At 61.6% G+C, this 15267-nt stretch carries 13 protein-coding genes; 7 read left to right on the top strand and 6 right to left on the bottom strand.

Features of this window, described 5'->3' with window-relative positions; translation table 11 throughout:
- Positions 1-40: 40 nt before the first annotated feature.
- Entirely contained in the window at positions 41-1213 is a 1173-nt protein-coding gene (locus ACH196_RS06545) for a cystathionine beta-lyase (RefSeq protein ID WP_396645919.1), read from the bottom strand.
- 411 nt (positions 1214-1624) lie between these two features.
- Here ACH196_RS06545 and ACH196_RS06540 point away from each other — a divergent pair, with 411 nt between their 5' ends.
- From ACH196_RS06540 to ACH196_RS06520, 5 genes are all read left to right on the top strand, one after another.
- Complete coding sequence (locus ACH196_RS06540) at positions 1625-2653, top strand: amino acid ABC transporter substrate-binding protein (protein WP_396645917.1); 1029 nt, start codon at positions 1625-1627, stop codon at positions 2651-2653.
- Between the two features lie 93 nt (positions 2654-2746).
- A complete protein-coding gene (locus tag ACH196_RS06535; protein ID WP_396645916.1) occupies positions 2747-3937 on the top strand; it encodes an amino acid ABC transporter permease in 1191 nt (396 codons plus the stop codon).
- Positions 3938-3940: 3 nt separating this feature from the next.
- A complete protein-coding gene (locus ACH196_RS06530; protein WP_396645914.1) occupies positions 3941-5101 on the top strand; it encodes an amino acid ABC transporter permease in 1161 nt (386 codons plus the stop codon).
- 36 nt (positions 5102-5137) lie between these two features.
- A complete protein-coding gene (locus tag ACH196_RS06525) occupies positions 5138-5941 on the top strand; it encodes an amino acid ABC transporter ATP-binding protein (protein WP_396645912.1) in 804 nt (267 codons plus the stop codon).
- A 152-nt stretch (positions 5942-6093) separates the two neighbouring features.
- Complete coding sequence (locus tag ACH196_RS06520) at positions 6094-6762, top strand: TIGR02117 family protein (protein ID WP_396646006.1); 669 nt, start codon at positions 6094-6096, stop codon at positions 6760-6762.
- A 10-nt stretch (positions 6763-6772) separates the two neighbouring features.
- Here the strand turns inward: ACH196_RS06520 and ACH196_RS06515 are convergent, their stop codons facing one another.
- The 3 genes from ACH196_RS06515 to ACH196_RS06505 all read right to left on the bottom strand — a co-directional run bounded on the left by ACH196_RS06515 (position 6773) and on the right by ACH196_RS06505 (position 9863).
- Positions 6773-7987 (bottom strand): FAD-dependent monooxygenase, encoded by a 1215-nt coding sequence (locus ACH196_RS06515; RefSeq protein ID WP_396645910.1) that lies wholly within the window; start codon positions 7985-7987, stop codon positions 6773-6775.
- Between the two features lie 27 nt (positions 7988-8014).
- Positions 8015-8260, bottom strand: a complete 246-nt coding sequence (locus ACH196_RS06510; protein WP_396645908.1) for a zinc-finger domain-containing protein — start codon at positions 8258-8260, stop codon at positions 8015-8017.
- 193 nt (positions 8261-8453) lie between these two features.
- Complete coding sequence (locus ACH196_RS06505) at positions 8454-9863, bottom strand: calcium-binding protein (protein WP_396645906.1); 1410 nt, start codon at positions 9861-9863, stop codon at positions 8454-8456.
- Between the two features lie 599 nt (positions 9864-10462).
- Here ACH196_RS06505 and ACH196_RS06500 point away from each other — a divergent pair.
- Both ACH196_RS06500 and ppx read left to right on the top strand, forming a co-directional pair.
- Complete coding sequence (locus ACH196_RS06500) at positions 10463-12670, top strand: RNA degradosome polyphosphate kinase (protein WP_396645904.1); 2208 nt, start codon at positions 10463-10465, stop codon at positions 12668-12670.
- Positions 12670-14187 (top strand): exopolyphosphatase, encoded by a 1518-nt coding sequence (gene ppx / locus ACH196_RS06495; protein WP_396645902.1) that lies wholly within the window; start codon positions 12670-12672, stop codon positions 14185-14187. The genes ACH196_RS06500 and ppx overlap by 1 nt, the downstream gene beginning before the upstream one ends.
- A 5-nt stretch (positions 14188-14192) precedes the next feature.
- On the opposite strand, the gene ACH196_RS06490 is transcribed toward ppx, so the two are convergent.
- Positions 14193-14594, bottom strand: a complete 402-nt coding sequence (locus ACH196_RS06490; RefSeq protein WP_396645901.1) for a DoxX family protein — start codon at positions 14592-14594, stop codon at positions 14193-14195.
- Between the two features lie 155 nt (positions 14595-14749).
- Positions 14750-15175: a DoxX family protein gene (locus ACH196_RS06485; RefSeq protein ID WP_396645900.1), complete on the bottom strand. Its 426-nt coding sequence runs from the start codon at positions 15173-15175 to the stop codon at positions 14750-14752.
- Positions 15176-15267 lie beyond the last annotated feature (92 nt).

Raw genomic sequence — 15267 nt, 5'->3', positions numbered from 1 at the left:
GTTGCGCAGCGCATGCCTGCGATCCGTCAGCAGGGATGCTTCAGACTGCCGCCGCCGCCGCCAGCCCGCGCTTGAGATCGGCTCTCAGGTCATCCGCATCCTCCAGCCCGATCTGCAGCCTCAGAATCGGCCCTTCATAGGAATTCCTGGCAACCGTGCGGTCGCTGATGTTGACCGGCACGGCGAGGCTTTCGTAGCCGCCCCACGAATAGCCGAGTCCGAAGATTTGCAAGGCATCGAGGAAGGCGTGGGCGCTGGCCGGTCCGCCGCCGTCGAGCACGATCGAAAAGATGCCGCTCGCGCCGGAAAAGTCGCGTTTCCAGATGGCGTGGCCGGGATTGCTCTCCAACCCCGGATGCAGCACGCGCGCCACGCCGGGCTGCGTTTCAAGCCAGCGTGCGAGCGCCAGCGCGCTCTGCTGATGCCGTTCCAGCCGCACGCCCATGGTGCGCAGGCCGCGCAGCACCTGGTAGACGTCGTCGGGGCCGGAGCAGGCGCCGAGCGTGAAGAACGTCTCCTGCAATGTCTTCCAGCAGTCTTCGTTGGCCGACACGGTGCCGGCCAGCACATCGGAATGGCCGGCCGGATATTTGGTGGCGGCGTGGATCGAGATGTCGACGCCATGGTCGAGCGGGCGGAAGAACATCGGGGTCGCCCAGGTGTTGTCCATCATGACAGTCGCGCCGCTCGCCTTGGCCACGCGCGCAATCGCCGGAATATCCTGCATCTCGAAGGTGTTGGAGGCCGGCGATTCGGTGAAGACGACTTTTGTGTTCGGCTTCATCAGCGCCTCGATGCCGGCGCCAACGAGCGGGTCGTAATAGTCGACCTCAATGCCCAGCCGCTTCAGCATCGTGTTCGCGAAATGGCGGGTCGGATGGTAGACCGAATCGGTGATCAGCACATGGTCGCCGCTCGACAGGAAGGCCAGCAGCGGCACGGTGACCGCCGCCAGTCCGGACGGAACGACGATGGTTCCCGCCGATCCTTCCAGCGCGTCAACCGCAGCGGCCAGCGCGTCGGTGGTCGGCGTGCCCCGTGTGCCGTAGGTGTATTTCTGGTTGCGCGCGGCCATCGTCGCCGCGTCGGGATAAAGCACCGTGGAGGCATGCACCACCGGCGGATTGACGAAGCCGAAGAAGTCGCGCGGGTCGTTGCCGGCATGCGCCAGCAGCGTATTGGTTCCCAACCCCGCAAAGTCCCGTGTGGCCATATGATCTCCGTCCGTTCCATGGCCTGAATCGCAACCGGCCTTGTTCCGAAGCCTTAGAGCGGCGGCCACCGCGCCGCAACATACCGATCCGGACAGAGGGCGGAACCAGTTGCGCCAGGCTTTTTCTGCCGTGCCGGGAAAAGAACGGGCCTTCGCGTCGTTGACCGATTCGCGACGAAAGGAGTCTCAATCAAGCGGCTGTCGCAGCGTCGTATTTTCAAACTCTTGCCGCCTTGGTCATTCCGCTTGACCTCGCGGGAATAATCGCCTTCGATGCGGGTCTTGAATGGGGAACACGGCGCGAGCGTCACCAACGACGCCGCGTCTCGGGAAATGGGCCCGAGCGGGAAACGCCGCCTCATAAGGGGAAATCGGGATGGAATCCCGTCAAACAGAAAAGGGCTTGTAACGATGAAAAATGCTTTGAAGGTCGTTCTCGGCGCTGCCGCGCTTGGGATGGCGAGTTTTGCCGCATCCGCCGGCACGCTCGAGGACGTGAAGGCCAAGGGCTTCGTCCAGTGCGGCGTCAACACCGGTCTCGCCGGTTTCTCCGCGCCGAACGACAAGGGCGAATGGACCGGCCTCGACGTCGACTTCTGCCGCGCTGTGGCGGCCGCGGTGTTCGGCGACGGCACCAAGGTGAAGTTCACCGGCCTCTCCGCCAAGGATCGCTTCACCGCGCTGCAGTCCGGCGAGGTCGATATCCTCTCGCGCAACACGACCTGGACGATCAGCCGCGACACCGCCCTCGGCCTGAATTTCGGCGGCGTGACCTACTACGACGGCCAAGGCTTCATGATCAACGCGAAGAAGATCCCCGATGTGAAATCGGCGCTTCAGCTCTCCGGCGCGGCGATCTGCGTCCAGGCTGGCACGACGACGGAACTGAACCTCGCCGACTACTTCAAGGCCAATAATCTCCAGTACAATCCAGTGGTGTTCGAGAAATTCGAGGAGGCCAATGCCGCCTATGACGCGGGCCGTTGCGACGCCTACACGACGGACCAGTCCGGCCTCTATGCCGTGCGCCTTCAGATGTCGGCTCCGGACGATCACGTCGTCCTGCCCGAGATCATCTCGAAGGAGCCTCTCGGACCGGCAGTGCGCCAGGGCGACGACAAGTGGTTCGACATCGTCAAGTGGACCTACTACGCGCTGCTGAATGCCGAGGAAGCCGGCATCACCCAGGCCAATGTCGAGGAGATGAAGGGTTCTGCCAATCCGGACATCAAGCGTCTGCTCGGCGTCGAGGCCGAAACCAAGATCGGCACCGACCTTGGCCTGACCAACGACTGGGTCGTGAACATCGTCAAGGCGACAGGCAATTATGGCGAGATTTTCGAGCGCAACGTCGGCCAGGGCAGCCCGCTGAAGATCGCCCGCGGCGTCAACGCCCTGTGGACCAAGGGCGGCCTGCAGTACGGCATGCCGATCCGCTGATCGGCGCCGCCGGCCGGAGGGGCGTTCCCTCCGGCCTTCCCGGTTCGAGGCTGAATAACGGCCCGGACCCAATGTCATAGGAAGGGGAACCCTGTGGCGACACAAGATATCGTCAGCGTGGGGCAGCCCGCCAAGGCTTCGCTTCTCTACGATCCGAAAGTCCGAAGCTTCGTCTTCCAGATGGTGCTGGTCCTGTTGCTGGTGGCCGGCATCTGGTGGATCGTCGACAACACGATCGAGAACCTTCGGCGGTCCAACATATCGACGGGCTTCGCCTTCTTGCGCGGCCGCGCCGGCTTTGACATCTCGGATAGCCTGATCGAGTACACGTCGGACTCGACCTTCCTCCGCGCGCTGATCGTCGGCGTTTTGAACACCCTCAAGGTAGCCATCGCCGGCATCATCTTTGCCACGATCATCGGTTTTCTTGTCGGCATCGGCCGCCTGTCGAACAATTGGCTGATCCGCAAGATCTGCACGGTCTATGTCGAGGTTTTCCGCAACATTCCGCCGCTGCTGGTCATCCTGTTCTGGTATCAGGGCGTGCTGGCCTTGCTGCCACAGGTTCGCCAGAGCCTCGAACTGCCGTTCAGTTCGTTCCTCAACGTTCGCGGCTTTTATCTCCCGGCAATCGTGTGGAACGGTAGCGGTTTGATGGTGCTAAGCGGGCTCGTGATCGGCCTGTTGCTAAGCTGGTACGTTGCTCGTCGGGCCTATGCTCGCCAGATGGCAACGGGCCAGTCCTTTCCGGTGATTTGGGTCAGCCTGGCGTTGATCATTGGCATGCCGTTGCTCGCCTATCTTCTGGCCGGCATGCCGGCCACGGTCGATTACCCGCAGAAGGGCGGCTTCAACTTGACCGGCGGCGCCAACGTCAAGCCGGAATTCCTGTCTCTTCTTCTGGCACTCTCCTTCTACACGGCCGCGTTCATCGCCGAAATCGTCCGTGCCGGCATTCTGGGCGTGCCGAAAGGGCAGACGGAGGCGTATTCCGCACTCGGCCTGCGGCCTCCCAAAGGCCTTCGCCTCGTGGTCATCCCCCAGGCGCTGCGCATCATCATCCCGCCGCTCACCAGCCAGTATCTCAACTTGACCAAGAATTCGACGCTCGGCGTGGCGATCGGCTATCCTGAACTTTACTCCGTCGGCGGCACCACCTTGAACCAGACCGGACAGTCGATCGAGGTCGTGGTGATCTTCATGATCGTTTACCTGTCGATCAGCCTCGCCACTTCCGCGTTCATGAACTGGTTCAACACCAAGATGGCTCTGAAGGAGAGATAGACCATGCAGGAACATGATCTCTCCTGGGTAAGGACGGAAATGACGCTGGCCCAGCCTGCGCCGTCCGGTCAGGTCGGCGCCGGCGCCTGGATCCGCAACAACCTGTTCTCCACGCCCGTCAATTCTGCGATCACCGTGGTCGCCGCCCTGGCGATCGCGTGGGTGGTGCCGCAGATGCTCAACTGGCTGTTCTTCAGTGCCGTCTGGAGCGGCGCCGACCGAACGGCCTGTTTGACGACGGAGCAGGGAGGGCAGCTTGCGGCCGGCTGGTCTGGCGCCTGTTGGCCGTTCGTGAGCAGCCGCTTCGGTTTTTTCATGTTCGGCCGCTATCCGGTCGACGAGCGTTGGCGCGTCATCCTGTGCGGCATAATCTTCATTGCCCTGCTTGCGCCCTTGCTGATCCCGCGCGCGCCCTACAAGCGGTTGAACGCCATCCTGTTCTTCGCGGTGTTTCCGTTCGTCGCCTTCTTCCTGCTGATTGGCGGTTTTTTCGGCCTGTCCTATGTCGAGACGCCGCTGTGGGGTGGCCTGATGGTCACGCTGGTGATCTCCTATGTGGGCATCGTCACGTCCCTGCCTCTGGGAATAGTGCTGGCACTCGGGCGGCGCTCCAAAATGCCGATTGTCAAGCTGCTGTCGGTGGTGTTCATCGAAACGGTGCGCGGTGTGCCGCTGGTCGCGGTTCTGTTCATGGCGAGCTTCATGCTGCCCTTGTTCGTGCCGCCGGGCATGACCTTCGACAAGCTGCTGCGCGCGCTGATCGGCGTGGCGCTGTTCTCGTCAGCCTATATGGCGGAGACCATTCGCGGCGGCCTCCAGGCTATTCCGAAAGGCCAATACGAGGGCGCGGATTCGCTTGGCCTCGGCTTCTGGCAGAAGATGGGGCTGATCGTCATGCCTCAGGCGCTGAAACTGGTCATTCCGGGCATCGTCAACAACTTCATCGGTCTGTTCAAGGACACCACGCTGGTCCTGATCATCTCGCTGTTCGACCTGCTCGGCGTCGTCAAGCAGAGCATTTCCGGCGACCCGACCTGGGCCACGCCGCAGACCGCCAAGACCGGCTACGTCTTTGCCGCAGCGATCTTCTGGATGTTCTGTTTCAGCATGTCGCGCTATTCTCAATACATGGAACGCCGGCTCGATACCGGGCACCGCAAATAACCGCGGGCCATGAGCCTCGCTAAAAGGGAACCTTCGATGGTCATTGAAAACGCAGTCAGCGCCGAGGAAATCAAGGTTGACGTCAAGAAGATGCACGTCTCCGACACGGACGTCGCCATCGATATCGTCGCCATGCACAAATGGTATGGCGACTTCCATGTGCTGAAGGACATTAACCTCAAGGTGATGCGCGGCGAGCGAATCGTCATCTGCGGCCCTTCGGGCTCCGGCAAGTCGACGATGATCCGCTGCATCAACCGGCTTGAAGAACACCAGAAGGGCAAGATCGTCGTCGACGGCAAGGAACTCACCAACGATCTGAAGAAGATCGACGAGGTCCGGCGCGAGGTCGGCATGGTGTTCCAGCACTTCAACCTGTTCCCGCATCTGACCATTTTGGAGAACTGCACGCTTGCGCCGATCTGGGTGCGCAAGATCCCGAAGAAGCAGGCGGAAGAGACCGCCATGCACTTCCTGCGCCGCGTCAAGATTCCCGAACAAGCCAACAAATATCCCGGCCAGCTTTCCGGCGGCCAGCAGCAGCGCGTCGCCATCGCCCGTTCGCTGTGCATGAACCCGCGCATCATGCTGTTCGACGAGCCGACTTCGGCGCTCGACCCGGAAATGATCAAGGAGGTGCTGGAGACGATGGTCGGGCTGGCCGAGGAAGGCATGACCATGCTCTGCGTCACCCACGAGATGGGCTTTGCCCGCAAGGTGGCGAACCGGGTGATCTTCATGGATCAGGGCCAGATCGTCGAGCAGAATACGCCGGCCGAGTTCTTCGACCATCCGAGGCACGAGCGGACGAAACTGTTCCTAAGCCAGATCCTGCACTGAGGCTTGATCCGCAGGTTGCCAAAATTCGGCGGCTTGAACTCAGCTTCAGCAGCAAGGTGCACTGCACGGCCTTGAGCCCGGCGCAATCGCCGGGCTCTTCTTTTGCGGGTGGCCGAATCGCCGGAGATTCGCAGGTCGGGAGTGTGAGCGTGGTGAAGCGGCTTTTCCGTGCTTGCGGTATCATAATCGGCTTGTTCGTCGTGGCGGTCGCGCTGGGCACGCTCGTGCCCCGGCCGCTGTTCGGGCCGGGAAGCGACGACGCGCCAAAATCCCGCCGCATCCTCGTCCTGTCCAATCCGATCCATACCGACATCGCCGTTCCGCTCGACGACGTGGTTTTGCGGACCTTCGGTTTCCTGCTCGACGACGGCATGCCGCTCGACGCACCGGAGGTGAAATACCTGGTTTTCGGGCGCGGCAGCCGCGAATTTTACATCGCCACACCCACCTGGGACCAGTTGAAGCCGATGCCGTTGCTGAAGGGACTGACGCTCGACCGCGCTGCCATGCATATCGACGTTGCCGGCCCGATCCCCGAACCGCATCCAGAGGTCAACGGTTTCGATGTCGGCGAGCGCGAATTCGGTGCCATGCTGGCGTTCATCAAGGATAGCTTTTACGAGGATGCCGAGGGGCCGCTGATCATTCCGGGCGTCGGCTACGGCTCATTCGACAAATTCTACGAGGCGGACGGCTACTTCACTGCGCTTGTCGGCTGCAACACCTGGACCGCAAGGGCACTGCGCGAGGCCGGCATCACAACGGGAATGTGGAACCCGTTGCCGGTCACGCTGCGATGGTCACTCGAATTACATAATTGATTTCAACGGTTTATGGCGAATTGATGTCTTCGCCGTAGAGCCAGTCCATGTCGGCGGCGAGGCTTTCTGGCGACCGCGAAGCGAGCACGAGGTTCCGACCCCAGGCGGCCGGGCCGGCGGCATGCCATACGAAGCGATTGAAGGCACCGCGCCGCGCAACTTTTTGGATTCGAAGGCGCCGGGCCTGCTCCCAGGTCGCGAGTGATTTGGCCAAGTCAGTTGAAGGGCTGGAAGAAAAAGCTGCGGCGAGTGTCCACGCATCCTCAATGGCCATGGCCGCACCCTGCGCGGCGAATGGCGTCATGGCGTGGGCCGCGTCGCCGATCAGCGCGAAATTTCCGTGTTGAATCCAAGGCTTGGCGGAATCGACCGTGTGGATCGGCCAAGCGGTCCAGGCATCCGCGTCTTCGGCAAGTGCTGCCAGCGGCGTCGCGCTACGGCGGAGCATGTCGCGCAACGGCGCGGGGTCGGGTTTGCCCGACCAATCCTCGCCAAGTACCTGACCTTGCGTGAAAGCAACGAAGTTGAACTCTGAGCCACCGCGCAGCGGATAGGCGACGAGATGGAAACCCGGATGCAGGAACGCATTCACCGTCAGGTCCGGAAAAAGGTTTCGGATCAAGGGGTTGTCAGCGGGAATGGTCCGCCGCCATGCCACGAGCCTGACCGAACGGGCTGCAACCCCCGGCAAAACCCTGTTTCGCAGCTTCGACCACACGCCGTCGGCGCCGACAAGCAGCATTCCTCCCAGACGCCTTTCCACTCCGCCGGTCCGGATCTTGATGACCACACCGCTCGACTCGGAAGGCTGGAAATCCTCCACGACCGTGTTGGTGATCAACGAGATCTTTTCAGTTCGGGCTACCGTCGCCAGCAGTGCCTTTTGCAGGTCGGCGCGGTGGACGACCAGATAGGGTGCGCCCCACCGCCGTTCGGCCGAAGCGCCAAGCGGGACGCGGGCGAGTTCCCGCAGATCCTTTGCGTTGCGGAGCACGATGGCGGGCGGGCGAACGGCCAAGCGTTCCAGGCCGGCGAGCACGCCGAGCCGGTCAAGGATGCGGGTGGCGTTGGGCGAAAGCTGAAGCCCGGCGCCGATCTCGCCAAGTTCCGGCGAGCGCTCGAAAACCTGGACCGAAAAGCCGCGCGCCGCGAAGGCCAGTGCGGCGGTCAGCCCGGCAATGCCTGCTCCGGCGACGATGATCCGCGAAGGTCGTTCGGCTTCCATGAAATGTCCGGCCTCGCCGGACGTCGCTCAGGCCGCCTGGCTAATATAGGCGCAGCCTTCCGGCCGCGTTTCATACGCCTTGAGCGCATGGTTGTAGCGGAAAAGCGTCGAGCAGTAGGGGCAGACTTTTTCGTCGTCGGCGCCCATGTCGAGGAACACGTGCGGATGGTCGAAGGGCGGGTTGGCGCCGACGCACATGAATTCCTTCACGCCGATCTCGATCGCCGCATGCCCGGCGTCGTTCTGGAAATGGGGAATCGCGCCGCCAGCCATTTTTCGTCTCCTGATCGCTTTGCTGCCTCTTAGCAGGGGGGAGGAGTTTCGCCAATCGGGTTTGCCTGGCAACATAGGCTAAGCGACCGCTGAGAGGTCGCAACAACTTGTCGGGTAGAATGCGATCATAGGGCGAATGGCTCGACGCCACCGCTCCGGAGGCCGGCGATAACCGAGCCTCCGGCAGGTCGCCTCAAATTATCTGAAAGTCGGCATTTGCGAGGGAGAGCCCCGCGGCAAGGCTAGCAAACTGGATTGCGGCACCTACGCCATTGCCATCCGCGTCGTAGAACAGCTTGCCCGTATCAGTTTCGTAGACGATGAAGTCGTTGGCATCCAGCGCTGTGCCGGTGGCGTTTGCCCGGAAGTAGGACGACGAAAGCGTGCCTGTGTTAGTCAAAGCGGCGAAAACGGCATTCTCCAGACGGATCGTGTCGTCGACCGGAGAAAAGTCGGTGATCGTGTCCAAGTTGGAAGCGCCCAGGGCAGTAGAAAACACAAACACGTCCTTGCCCGCGCCTCCGGTGAGCGTATCAGAACCGCCGCCGCCATTGATCAGGTCAGCGCCGTTCCCGCCCTTGACGACGTTCGTGGCAGCATTGCCGGTGAACTTGTCTCCAAACCCCGACCCCTCCAAATTCTCGATGGAGTTGAATGTATCGCCGGCGGCATCTCCCGTGTTCGACAGCGGATCGGCCAGGCTGACGGTCACGCCCGCCGATGCTCCCTCATAGGAGGCTGTGTCGTTGCCGAGGCCGCCACTGAGGTAATCCGCGCCCGCGCCGCCAGCGAGCAAGTCGTTGCCGTCGCCGCCGCCGAGCGTATCGCTGCCGTTTCCACCCTGCAAGACGTCACTACCGGACGCCCCGCGAAGCAGGTCACTGCCGTCCAGGCCAGAAAGGATGTTAGCGCCGGCATTACCGTCGAGCGTGTCGTTGAAAGCTGAGCCTTCAAGGTTCTCGATAGAGTTGAAGGTATCGCCCTTCGCCTCGCCGGCATTGAGTGACGGATTGGTAAGATTTACTTTGACGGCGGTCAGGGCGTGTTCGTATGAAGACGTGTCTAACCCGCTTCCACCACTGAGATAGTCCGCGCCGACACCGCCAGTCAGAAAATCGTTGCTATTGCCGCCACTTATTGTGTCGTTTCCACCAAAACCAAGAAGGATATCGGCATCGACCGATCCGACGATGCTATCCTTTCCGGCAAATATAATTTTGCTAATTTCCGAATCGTTATTATTCTTAAAGTTTTTTATATCGATCCAGCCGAGATTACTTATATCCCACGCTTCGTGCTTTATGATTTCACCGCCGAACTCGCTTTCAAAGGTAATTAAGTCCCAACTCAAATTCCCAATATATCCGGAGGCACCTACTGCAACATCACCTTGATAAATTATCTCTAAATCACCTGCGGCATCAAAGTATTTAACTTGATTTCCGTACCGGTATTCGTAATTAATAAATGAAACACGGTGACTGTCATCTTCATCTATGTAGTACAAAAATGGTCGACGCGAGCTTTTGAAATCCGCAATAGTGAAGTGCTCGTAATCGAGCTGCGTCATATCAATGGCGTTTAATGTGGTAAATTTAGACATGAATCTTTCTCACACTGTATTTTGTTGCATGCCTATCCATTTGACGGCGCTCCGATGAATGTTCAAGTTTTCACTCGGATCACGACCAAATTCCATTCAAAAATACCATACATCGACCTCTGGCTGCTGACAGATGCACTATCGATTACTGCCCACGATCCAATCTTCAGCGAAAGGAGTTCCCGAAGCAATTGCTACTTGCATTAGAGGACGAGGGCAAGCCGCTATGCCGCGGTGCTCCTTTACGGACTCCATGCGATGCCTTTTTGCAACTGTAGTCCGATATCGATTGAGTTTATTTTGACGCTCGTTTGATCGTCAGAAGCAGTTTTATTCGGCTTCCAAGGGTCATTGATGAGGTATGAGAATACGAAAATGTGAGCAACTGTTTGCCAACAGTGATCGCGCCGAGCGGTGTTGTACATAAGGTAGCGGCCGCCGGCCTTGAACACGGTGGACAGCGTGTCCAAGGTCCACGATGTGGCTCCAGCCAAAACGGTGCGTAGAGTGTTCACCCCTGAAATCAAACTGTCACACTTGCCTGTCAGGAGGTAGACTGCCGCGTCAGGTGCGGGCGACAGCCGGGGATTTTTGCTGCCATGAATGAACTGAGACCCTTGCAGGCGGAATTTGCGGCGGCGGAGATGGTCGCCGCGGAGATGGCGGCGGGCAATCCCGACCGCTTCGTCAACCGCGAATTCTCCTGGCTGCAGTTCAACCGCAGGGTCTTGGAGGAATCGCAGAACCCGCACCATCCGCTGCTGGAGCGCGTGCGGTTTCTGTCGATCTCGGCCGCCAATCTCGACGAGTTCTTCATGGTGCGCGTCGCCGGGCTGGCGGGCCAAGTGCGCGAGGGGATCGCGTTGCGCAGCCCGGACGGGCGCACGCCCGAACAGCAGCTCGAGCAGTTGCTGCATGAGGTCGGCCGGCTGCAGGAGGACCAGCAGGAGAGTTTTGCGGCGCTGAAGACCTTGCTTCAGGAGAAGGGCATCGAGACGGTCACCGCCGACGTGCTGACCAAGGAAGAGCAGGTGTGGCTGGAGGACCATTTCCAGCAGCAGATCTTTCCGGTGATGACGCCGCTGTCGATCGACCCGGCGCATCCGTTTCCGTTCATCCCCAATCTCGGCTTTTCGATCGTGCTGAAATTGCGCCACCGCAAGGACGGCGAGGAGATGAACGCGCTGCTGAGGCTGCCGGTGGCGCTCAAGCGCTACATAAGGCTGCCCGACCGCAAGCCCGGCGTGCGCTTCATCCCGATCGAGGAAGCGGTAGGCATCTATATCGGCCGGCTGTTCCCCGGTTATGAACTGAAAGGCTCGGGCACGTTCCGGCTGATCCGCGACAGCGACATCGAGGTCGAGGAAGAATCGGAGGATCTGGTCCGCTTCTTCGAGACGGCGCTGAAGCGGCGCCGCCGCGGCTCGGTGATCCGCATCGAGTTCGACGGCCAGACGCCCGCCGAACTGCGCGATTTCGTTGCCGGCGAACTCGGCGTTTCGTCGAGCCGTATTAGCGTCATCCATGGGCCGCTGGCGCTCAACCAGATTTCCGAGATCGTGGCGGTCGCCCGCGACGATCTGAAGTTCGTTCCCTTCAACCCGCGCTTTCCCGAGCGCGTGCGCGACCATCGCGGCGACTGTTTCGCGGCGATCCGCGAGAAGGACATCATCGTCCACCACCCCTATGAATCCTTCGACGTCGTTGTGCAGTTTCTCCGCCAGGCCGCCGCCGACCCGGAAGTCGTGGCGATCAAGCAGACGCTCTACCGCACCTCGAACGACAGCCCGATCGTGCGCGCGCTGGTGGATGCGGCGGAGGCGGGAAAGTCGGTGACGGCATTGGTGGAACTGAAGGCACGCTTCGACGAGGAGGCCAACATCCGCTGGGCGCGCGACCTGGAGCGCGCCGGCGTGCAGGTGGTGTTCGGCTTCATCGAGCTGAAGACCCACGCAAAGATGTCTTTGGTGGTGCGCCGCGAGGACGGCAAGCTGCGCAACTACGTGCATCTCGGCACCGGCAACTATCACCCGATCACCGCGCGCATCTACACGGACCTGTCGTTCTTCACGACCGACCCGGGCATCGCCCACGACGTCGCCCAGATCTTCAACTACATCACCGGCTATGCCGAGCCGGCCGAGGAGATGAAGATCGGCATGTCGCCGCTGACATTGCGCCCGCGCATCCTCAAGCACATCGCCGACGAGATCGGCCACGCCCGTGAGGGGCGCCCGGCGCGCATCTGGATGAAGATGAACTCGCTGGTCGACCCGACGACAATCGACGCGCTCTACGAGGCCAGCCGCAACGGCGTCGAGATCGACCTCGTCATCCGCGGCATTTGCTGCCTGCGCCCGCAGGTGCCCGGCCTTTCCGACAACATCCGCGTGAAATCGATCGTCGGCCGCTTCCTCGAACACAGCCGCATCTTCTGCTTCGGCAACGGCCACGGCCTGCCGTCGGACGAGGCGATCATCTATATCGGCTCGGCCGACATGATGCCGCGCAACCTCGACCGCCGCGTCGAGACGCTGGTGCCGATCACCAATCCGACTGTGCATGAACAGGTGCTGGGCCAGATCATGCTGGGCAACATAATGGACAACCAGCAGAGCTTTGAGGTACTGGCTGACGGCACCTCGCGGCGCATCGTGCCGGACGAGGGCGAAGAACCGTTCAACGCCCAGGAATATTTCATGACGAATCCCAGCCTGTCCGGGCGCGGCGTTGCGCTGAAGAGCAGCGCTCCCAAGCAGATCGCGCAGTTCAAGCGCCGCAAGAAGACCGCAGCAGCCGCTAGCTGATGCTGTTACAGTCGCAGGGGCGGCTTCCGGACCGCAGCCCGATTTCGATCATCGATATCGGTTCGAATTCGATTCGCCTCGTCGTCTATGAGGGTATCGCTCGGTCTCCGACCGTGCTGTTCAACGAGAAGATGCTGGCAGGCTTGGGTCGCGGCATCGTCTCCACTGGCAAGCTTGATCCCGAGGGCGTCACCCGGGCAGTCGAGGAGTTCGGACGCTTCCGCGCGGTTTCGGACCAGGCGGGGGCGAAGGAACTCTATGTCATCGCCACGGCGGCGGCGCGCGAGGCCGTGAACGGCCCCGATTTCATCCACCGCGCCGAGCAGATTTTGGGCACCGAGATTCGCGTGCTCTCCGGCCGCGAGGAGGCGCATTATTCGGCGCTGGGCGTCATTTCCGGCTTCCATCCTGCGAACGGCATCGCCGGCGACCTCGGCGGCGGCAGCCTCGAACTGGTCGACGTGAAGGGCGACGACATCGGCGACGGCATCACCCTGCCGCTCGGCGGCCTCAGGCTGCAGGACATGGCGAAGAACTCGCTGACGGCCGCGGCGAAGATTGCCCGCGACGAACTCGCGCGCGCGAAGCTCTTGAAGGCCGGCGAGGGCCGCGTCTTCTATGCGGTCGGCGGCACCTGGCGAAACCTCGCCCGCCTGCACATGTACGCGACCAACTATCCGCTCGCCGTTATGCACCACTACGAGCTCGGCATCGAAAGCTCGCTGCCCTTCCTGCGCCAGGTGGCGCGCGGCGAGACCGACAAGATCAAGGGCATCGAAGGCGTGTCGAAGAGCCGACGCGCACTGCTGCCTTACGGCGCGGCCGTCCTGCTCGAGATCATCGCGTCGATGAAGCCGTCGAAGGTCGTGGTTTCGGCGCTCGGCGTGCGCGAGGGATTTCTGTATTCGTTGCTGTCGCCGCAGGAACAGCGGACCGATCCGCTGATCTCCGCTTCGGAGGAACTGGCGCTGCTGCGCGCCCGCTCGGTCACGCATGCGCGCGAGCTGGCGGATTGGACTGGCCACTCCTTCAGCGTGTTCGGCATCGACGAGACCGAGGAGGAGATGCGCTATCGCCGCGCCGCCTGTCTGCTGGCCGACATAGGCTGGCGCGCGCATCCGGAATATCGCGGCACCCAGTCGCTCAACATCATCGCCCATGCATCCTTCATCGGCGTCGACCATCCTGGCCGGGCGTTTCTGGCGCTGACCAATTATTTCCGTCACCAGGGCGTCTTCAACGATGCCGGCGTTGCGGAGATTGCGGCACTTGCTACGCCGCGCTATCTCGAACGCGCCCGTCTGCTGGGCGCCATGATGCGTGTCGTCTACCTGCTGTCGGCGTCGATGCCGGGCCTTATCCCGAAGCTGAAATGGGAGCGGCGGCCGAATGATGGCTTGGCGCTGGTGGTGCCAAAGGCGTTCGCCGCGCTGGCCGGCGAGCGGCCCGCGGGCCGGATGGCACAACTGGCGCGGGTGACCAGCCGCAGGCTGGAACTGGTGGTCGGCGGGGAATAGGCGGGTCAGCTCCGCCCGCCGTCGATCGAGAACCGGCCCGGTCCGGCAAGCGCCAGCGCCAGAAAACCGCCGGCCAGCCCGATATCCTTGAGCAGCGCCTGCATATGCAGGAAGGCTATTGCCGGATCGTCGGCGCCTTGGCCTATATGGCCGATGACGCTGGCCGCAATGCAGAACAGGGCCAGCAGGATGGCTACGATCCGTGTCTGGAAGCCGGCTACGATGCAGATGCCGGCGATGAGCTCGAACAGACCGCTGCCCCAAGCCACCGCCGTCGTCATCGGGAAGCCGAGGCCGGCGAAATAGCCGGCGGTGCCCGCGATGTCCGAAAGTTTCATGATGCCGTTGGGGATGAAGACCACGGCGAGCAGGAAGCGGGCGATGAGGGCTGCGGCGTCGATGGGCATGATGAGCTCCGGCTTTGTTGGGAACTTTGCGCCAAAGCCGGCCGCCTGTCATGCAATTCCGGAACGCTGCTTGATTGTTGCGTTCGGCATCGACTCTAAGCAGCAAACAAAAAGGCCCGGACGTGCCGGGCCTTCTCGACGGAATTTTGTGACGCTCAGCCGCGGCGGGCGTCGATCGACAGTGCGCCGGGACCGAAGGCCGCGAGCACCAGCAGGCCGCCGGTGATCGACAGGTTCTTGAGGAAGAACAGCAACTGGATCTGGTCGGCGAAGTTTGTGTGGGCGATCAGCGAGGCTGCAATGGTGAAGACGGCAATCGCGATTGCGGCGATACGGGTCTTGAAGCCGACGAGGATGGCAAGGCCGCCGAAGAATTCGAGCAGGCCGACGACGACTGCCGCCACCGTCGGCAGCGGGAGGCCGATGCTGCCGAACCAGCCGGCGGTGCCGGAAATGTCGGTCAGCTTGCCGAAGCCGGCAAAGATGAACAGGATCGAGAGCAGCAGGCGGGCGGCAAGCACCACAGCCGCGCTGCCGGCGGCATTGGAACTGGCGCCGGCGGTGGAGGTGTTGAGGGACATGGTCTTATCTCCGGGAGGGTTTGAAGTCCCGGCGAAGATAGACGAGTGTGATCGTTCACCAAAGATAGCAATCGTTCGACACATCGTTCACT

Origin of the sequence: Mesorhizobium sp. IMUNJ 23232 (assembly GCF_044326205.1) — a bacterium.
GTDB lineage: Bacteria > Pseudomonadota > Alphaproteobacteria > Rhizobiales > Rhizobiaceae > Kumtagia.
Note: the sequence above shows the minus strand (reverse complement) of the source record. Positions and strands in the feature narration are given on the sequence as shown.

What these genes read in the sequence shown, in the direction of transcription:
- ACH196_RS06545 (WP_396645919.1), bottom strand. Translation starts at nt 1,213, where the DNA reads ATGGCCACACGGGACTTTGCGGGGTTGGGAACCAATACGCTGCTGGCG.
- ACH196_RS06540 (WP_396645917.1), top strand. Translation starts at nt 1,625, where the DNA reads ATGAAAAATGCTTTGAAGGTCGTTCTCGGCGCTGCCGCGCTTGGGATG.
- ACH196_RS06530 (WP_396645914.1), top strand. Translation starts at nt 3,941, where the DNA reads ATGCAGGAACATGATCTCTCCTGGGTAAGGACGGAAATGACGCTGGCC.
- ACH196_RS06525 (WP_396645912.1), top strand. Translation starts at nt 5,138, where the DNA reads ATGGTCATTGAAAACGCAGTCAGCGCCGAGGAAATCAAGGTTGACGTC.
- ACH196_RS06515 (WP_396645910.1), bottom strand. Translation starts at nt 7,987, where the DNA reads ATGGAAGCCGAACGACCTTCGCGGATCATCGTCGCCGGAGCAGGCATT.
- ACH196_RS06510 (WP_396645908.1), bottom strand. Translation starts at nt 8,260, where the DNA reads ATGGCTGGCGGCGCGATTCCCCATTTCCAGAACGACGCCGGGCATGCG.
- ACH196_RS06505 (WP_396645906.1), bottom strand. Translation starts at nt 9,863, where the DNA reads ATGTCTAAATTTACCACATTAAACGCCATTGATATGACGCAGCTCGAT.
- ACH196_RS06500 (WP_396645904.1), top strand. Translation starts at nt 10,463, where the DNA reads ATGAATGAACTGAGACCCTTGCAGGCGGAATTTGCGGCGGCGGAGATG.
- ppx (WP_396645902.1), top strand. Translation starts at nt 12,670, where the DNA reads ATGCTGTTACAGTCGCAGGGGCGGCTTCCGGACCGCAGCCCGATTTCG.
- ACH196_RS06490 (WP_396645901.1), bottom strand. Translation starts at nt 14,594, where the DNA reads ATGCCCATCGACGCCGCAGCCCTCATCGCCCGCTTCCTGCTCGCCGTG.
- ACH196_RS06485 (WP_396645900.1), bottom strand. Translation starts at nt 15,175, where the DNA reads ATGTCCCTCAACACCTCCACCGCCGGCGCCAGTTCCAATGCCGCCGGC.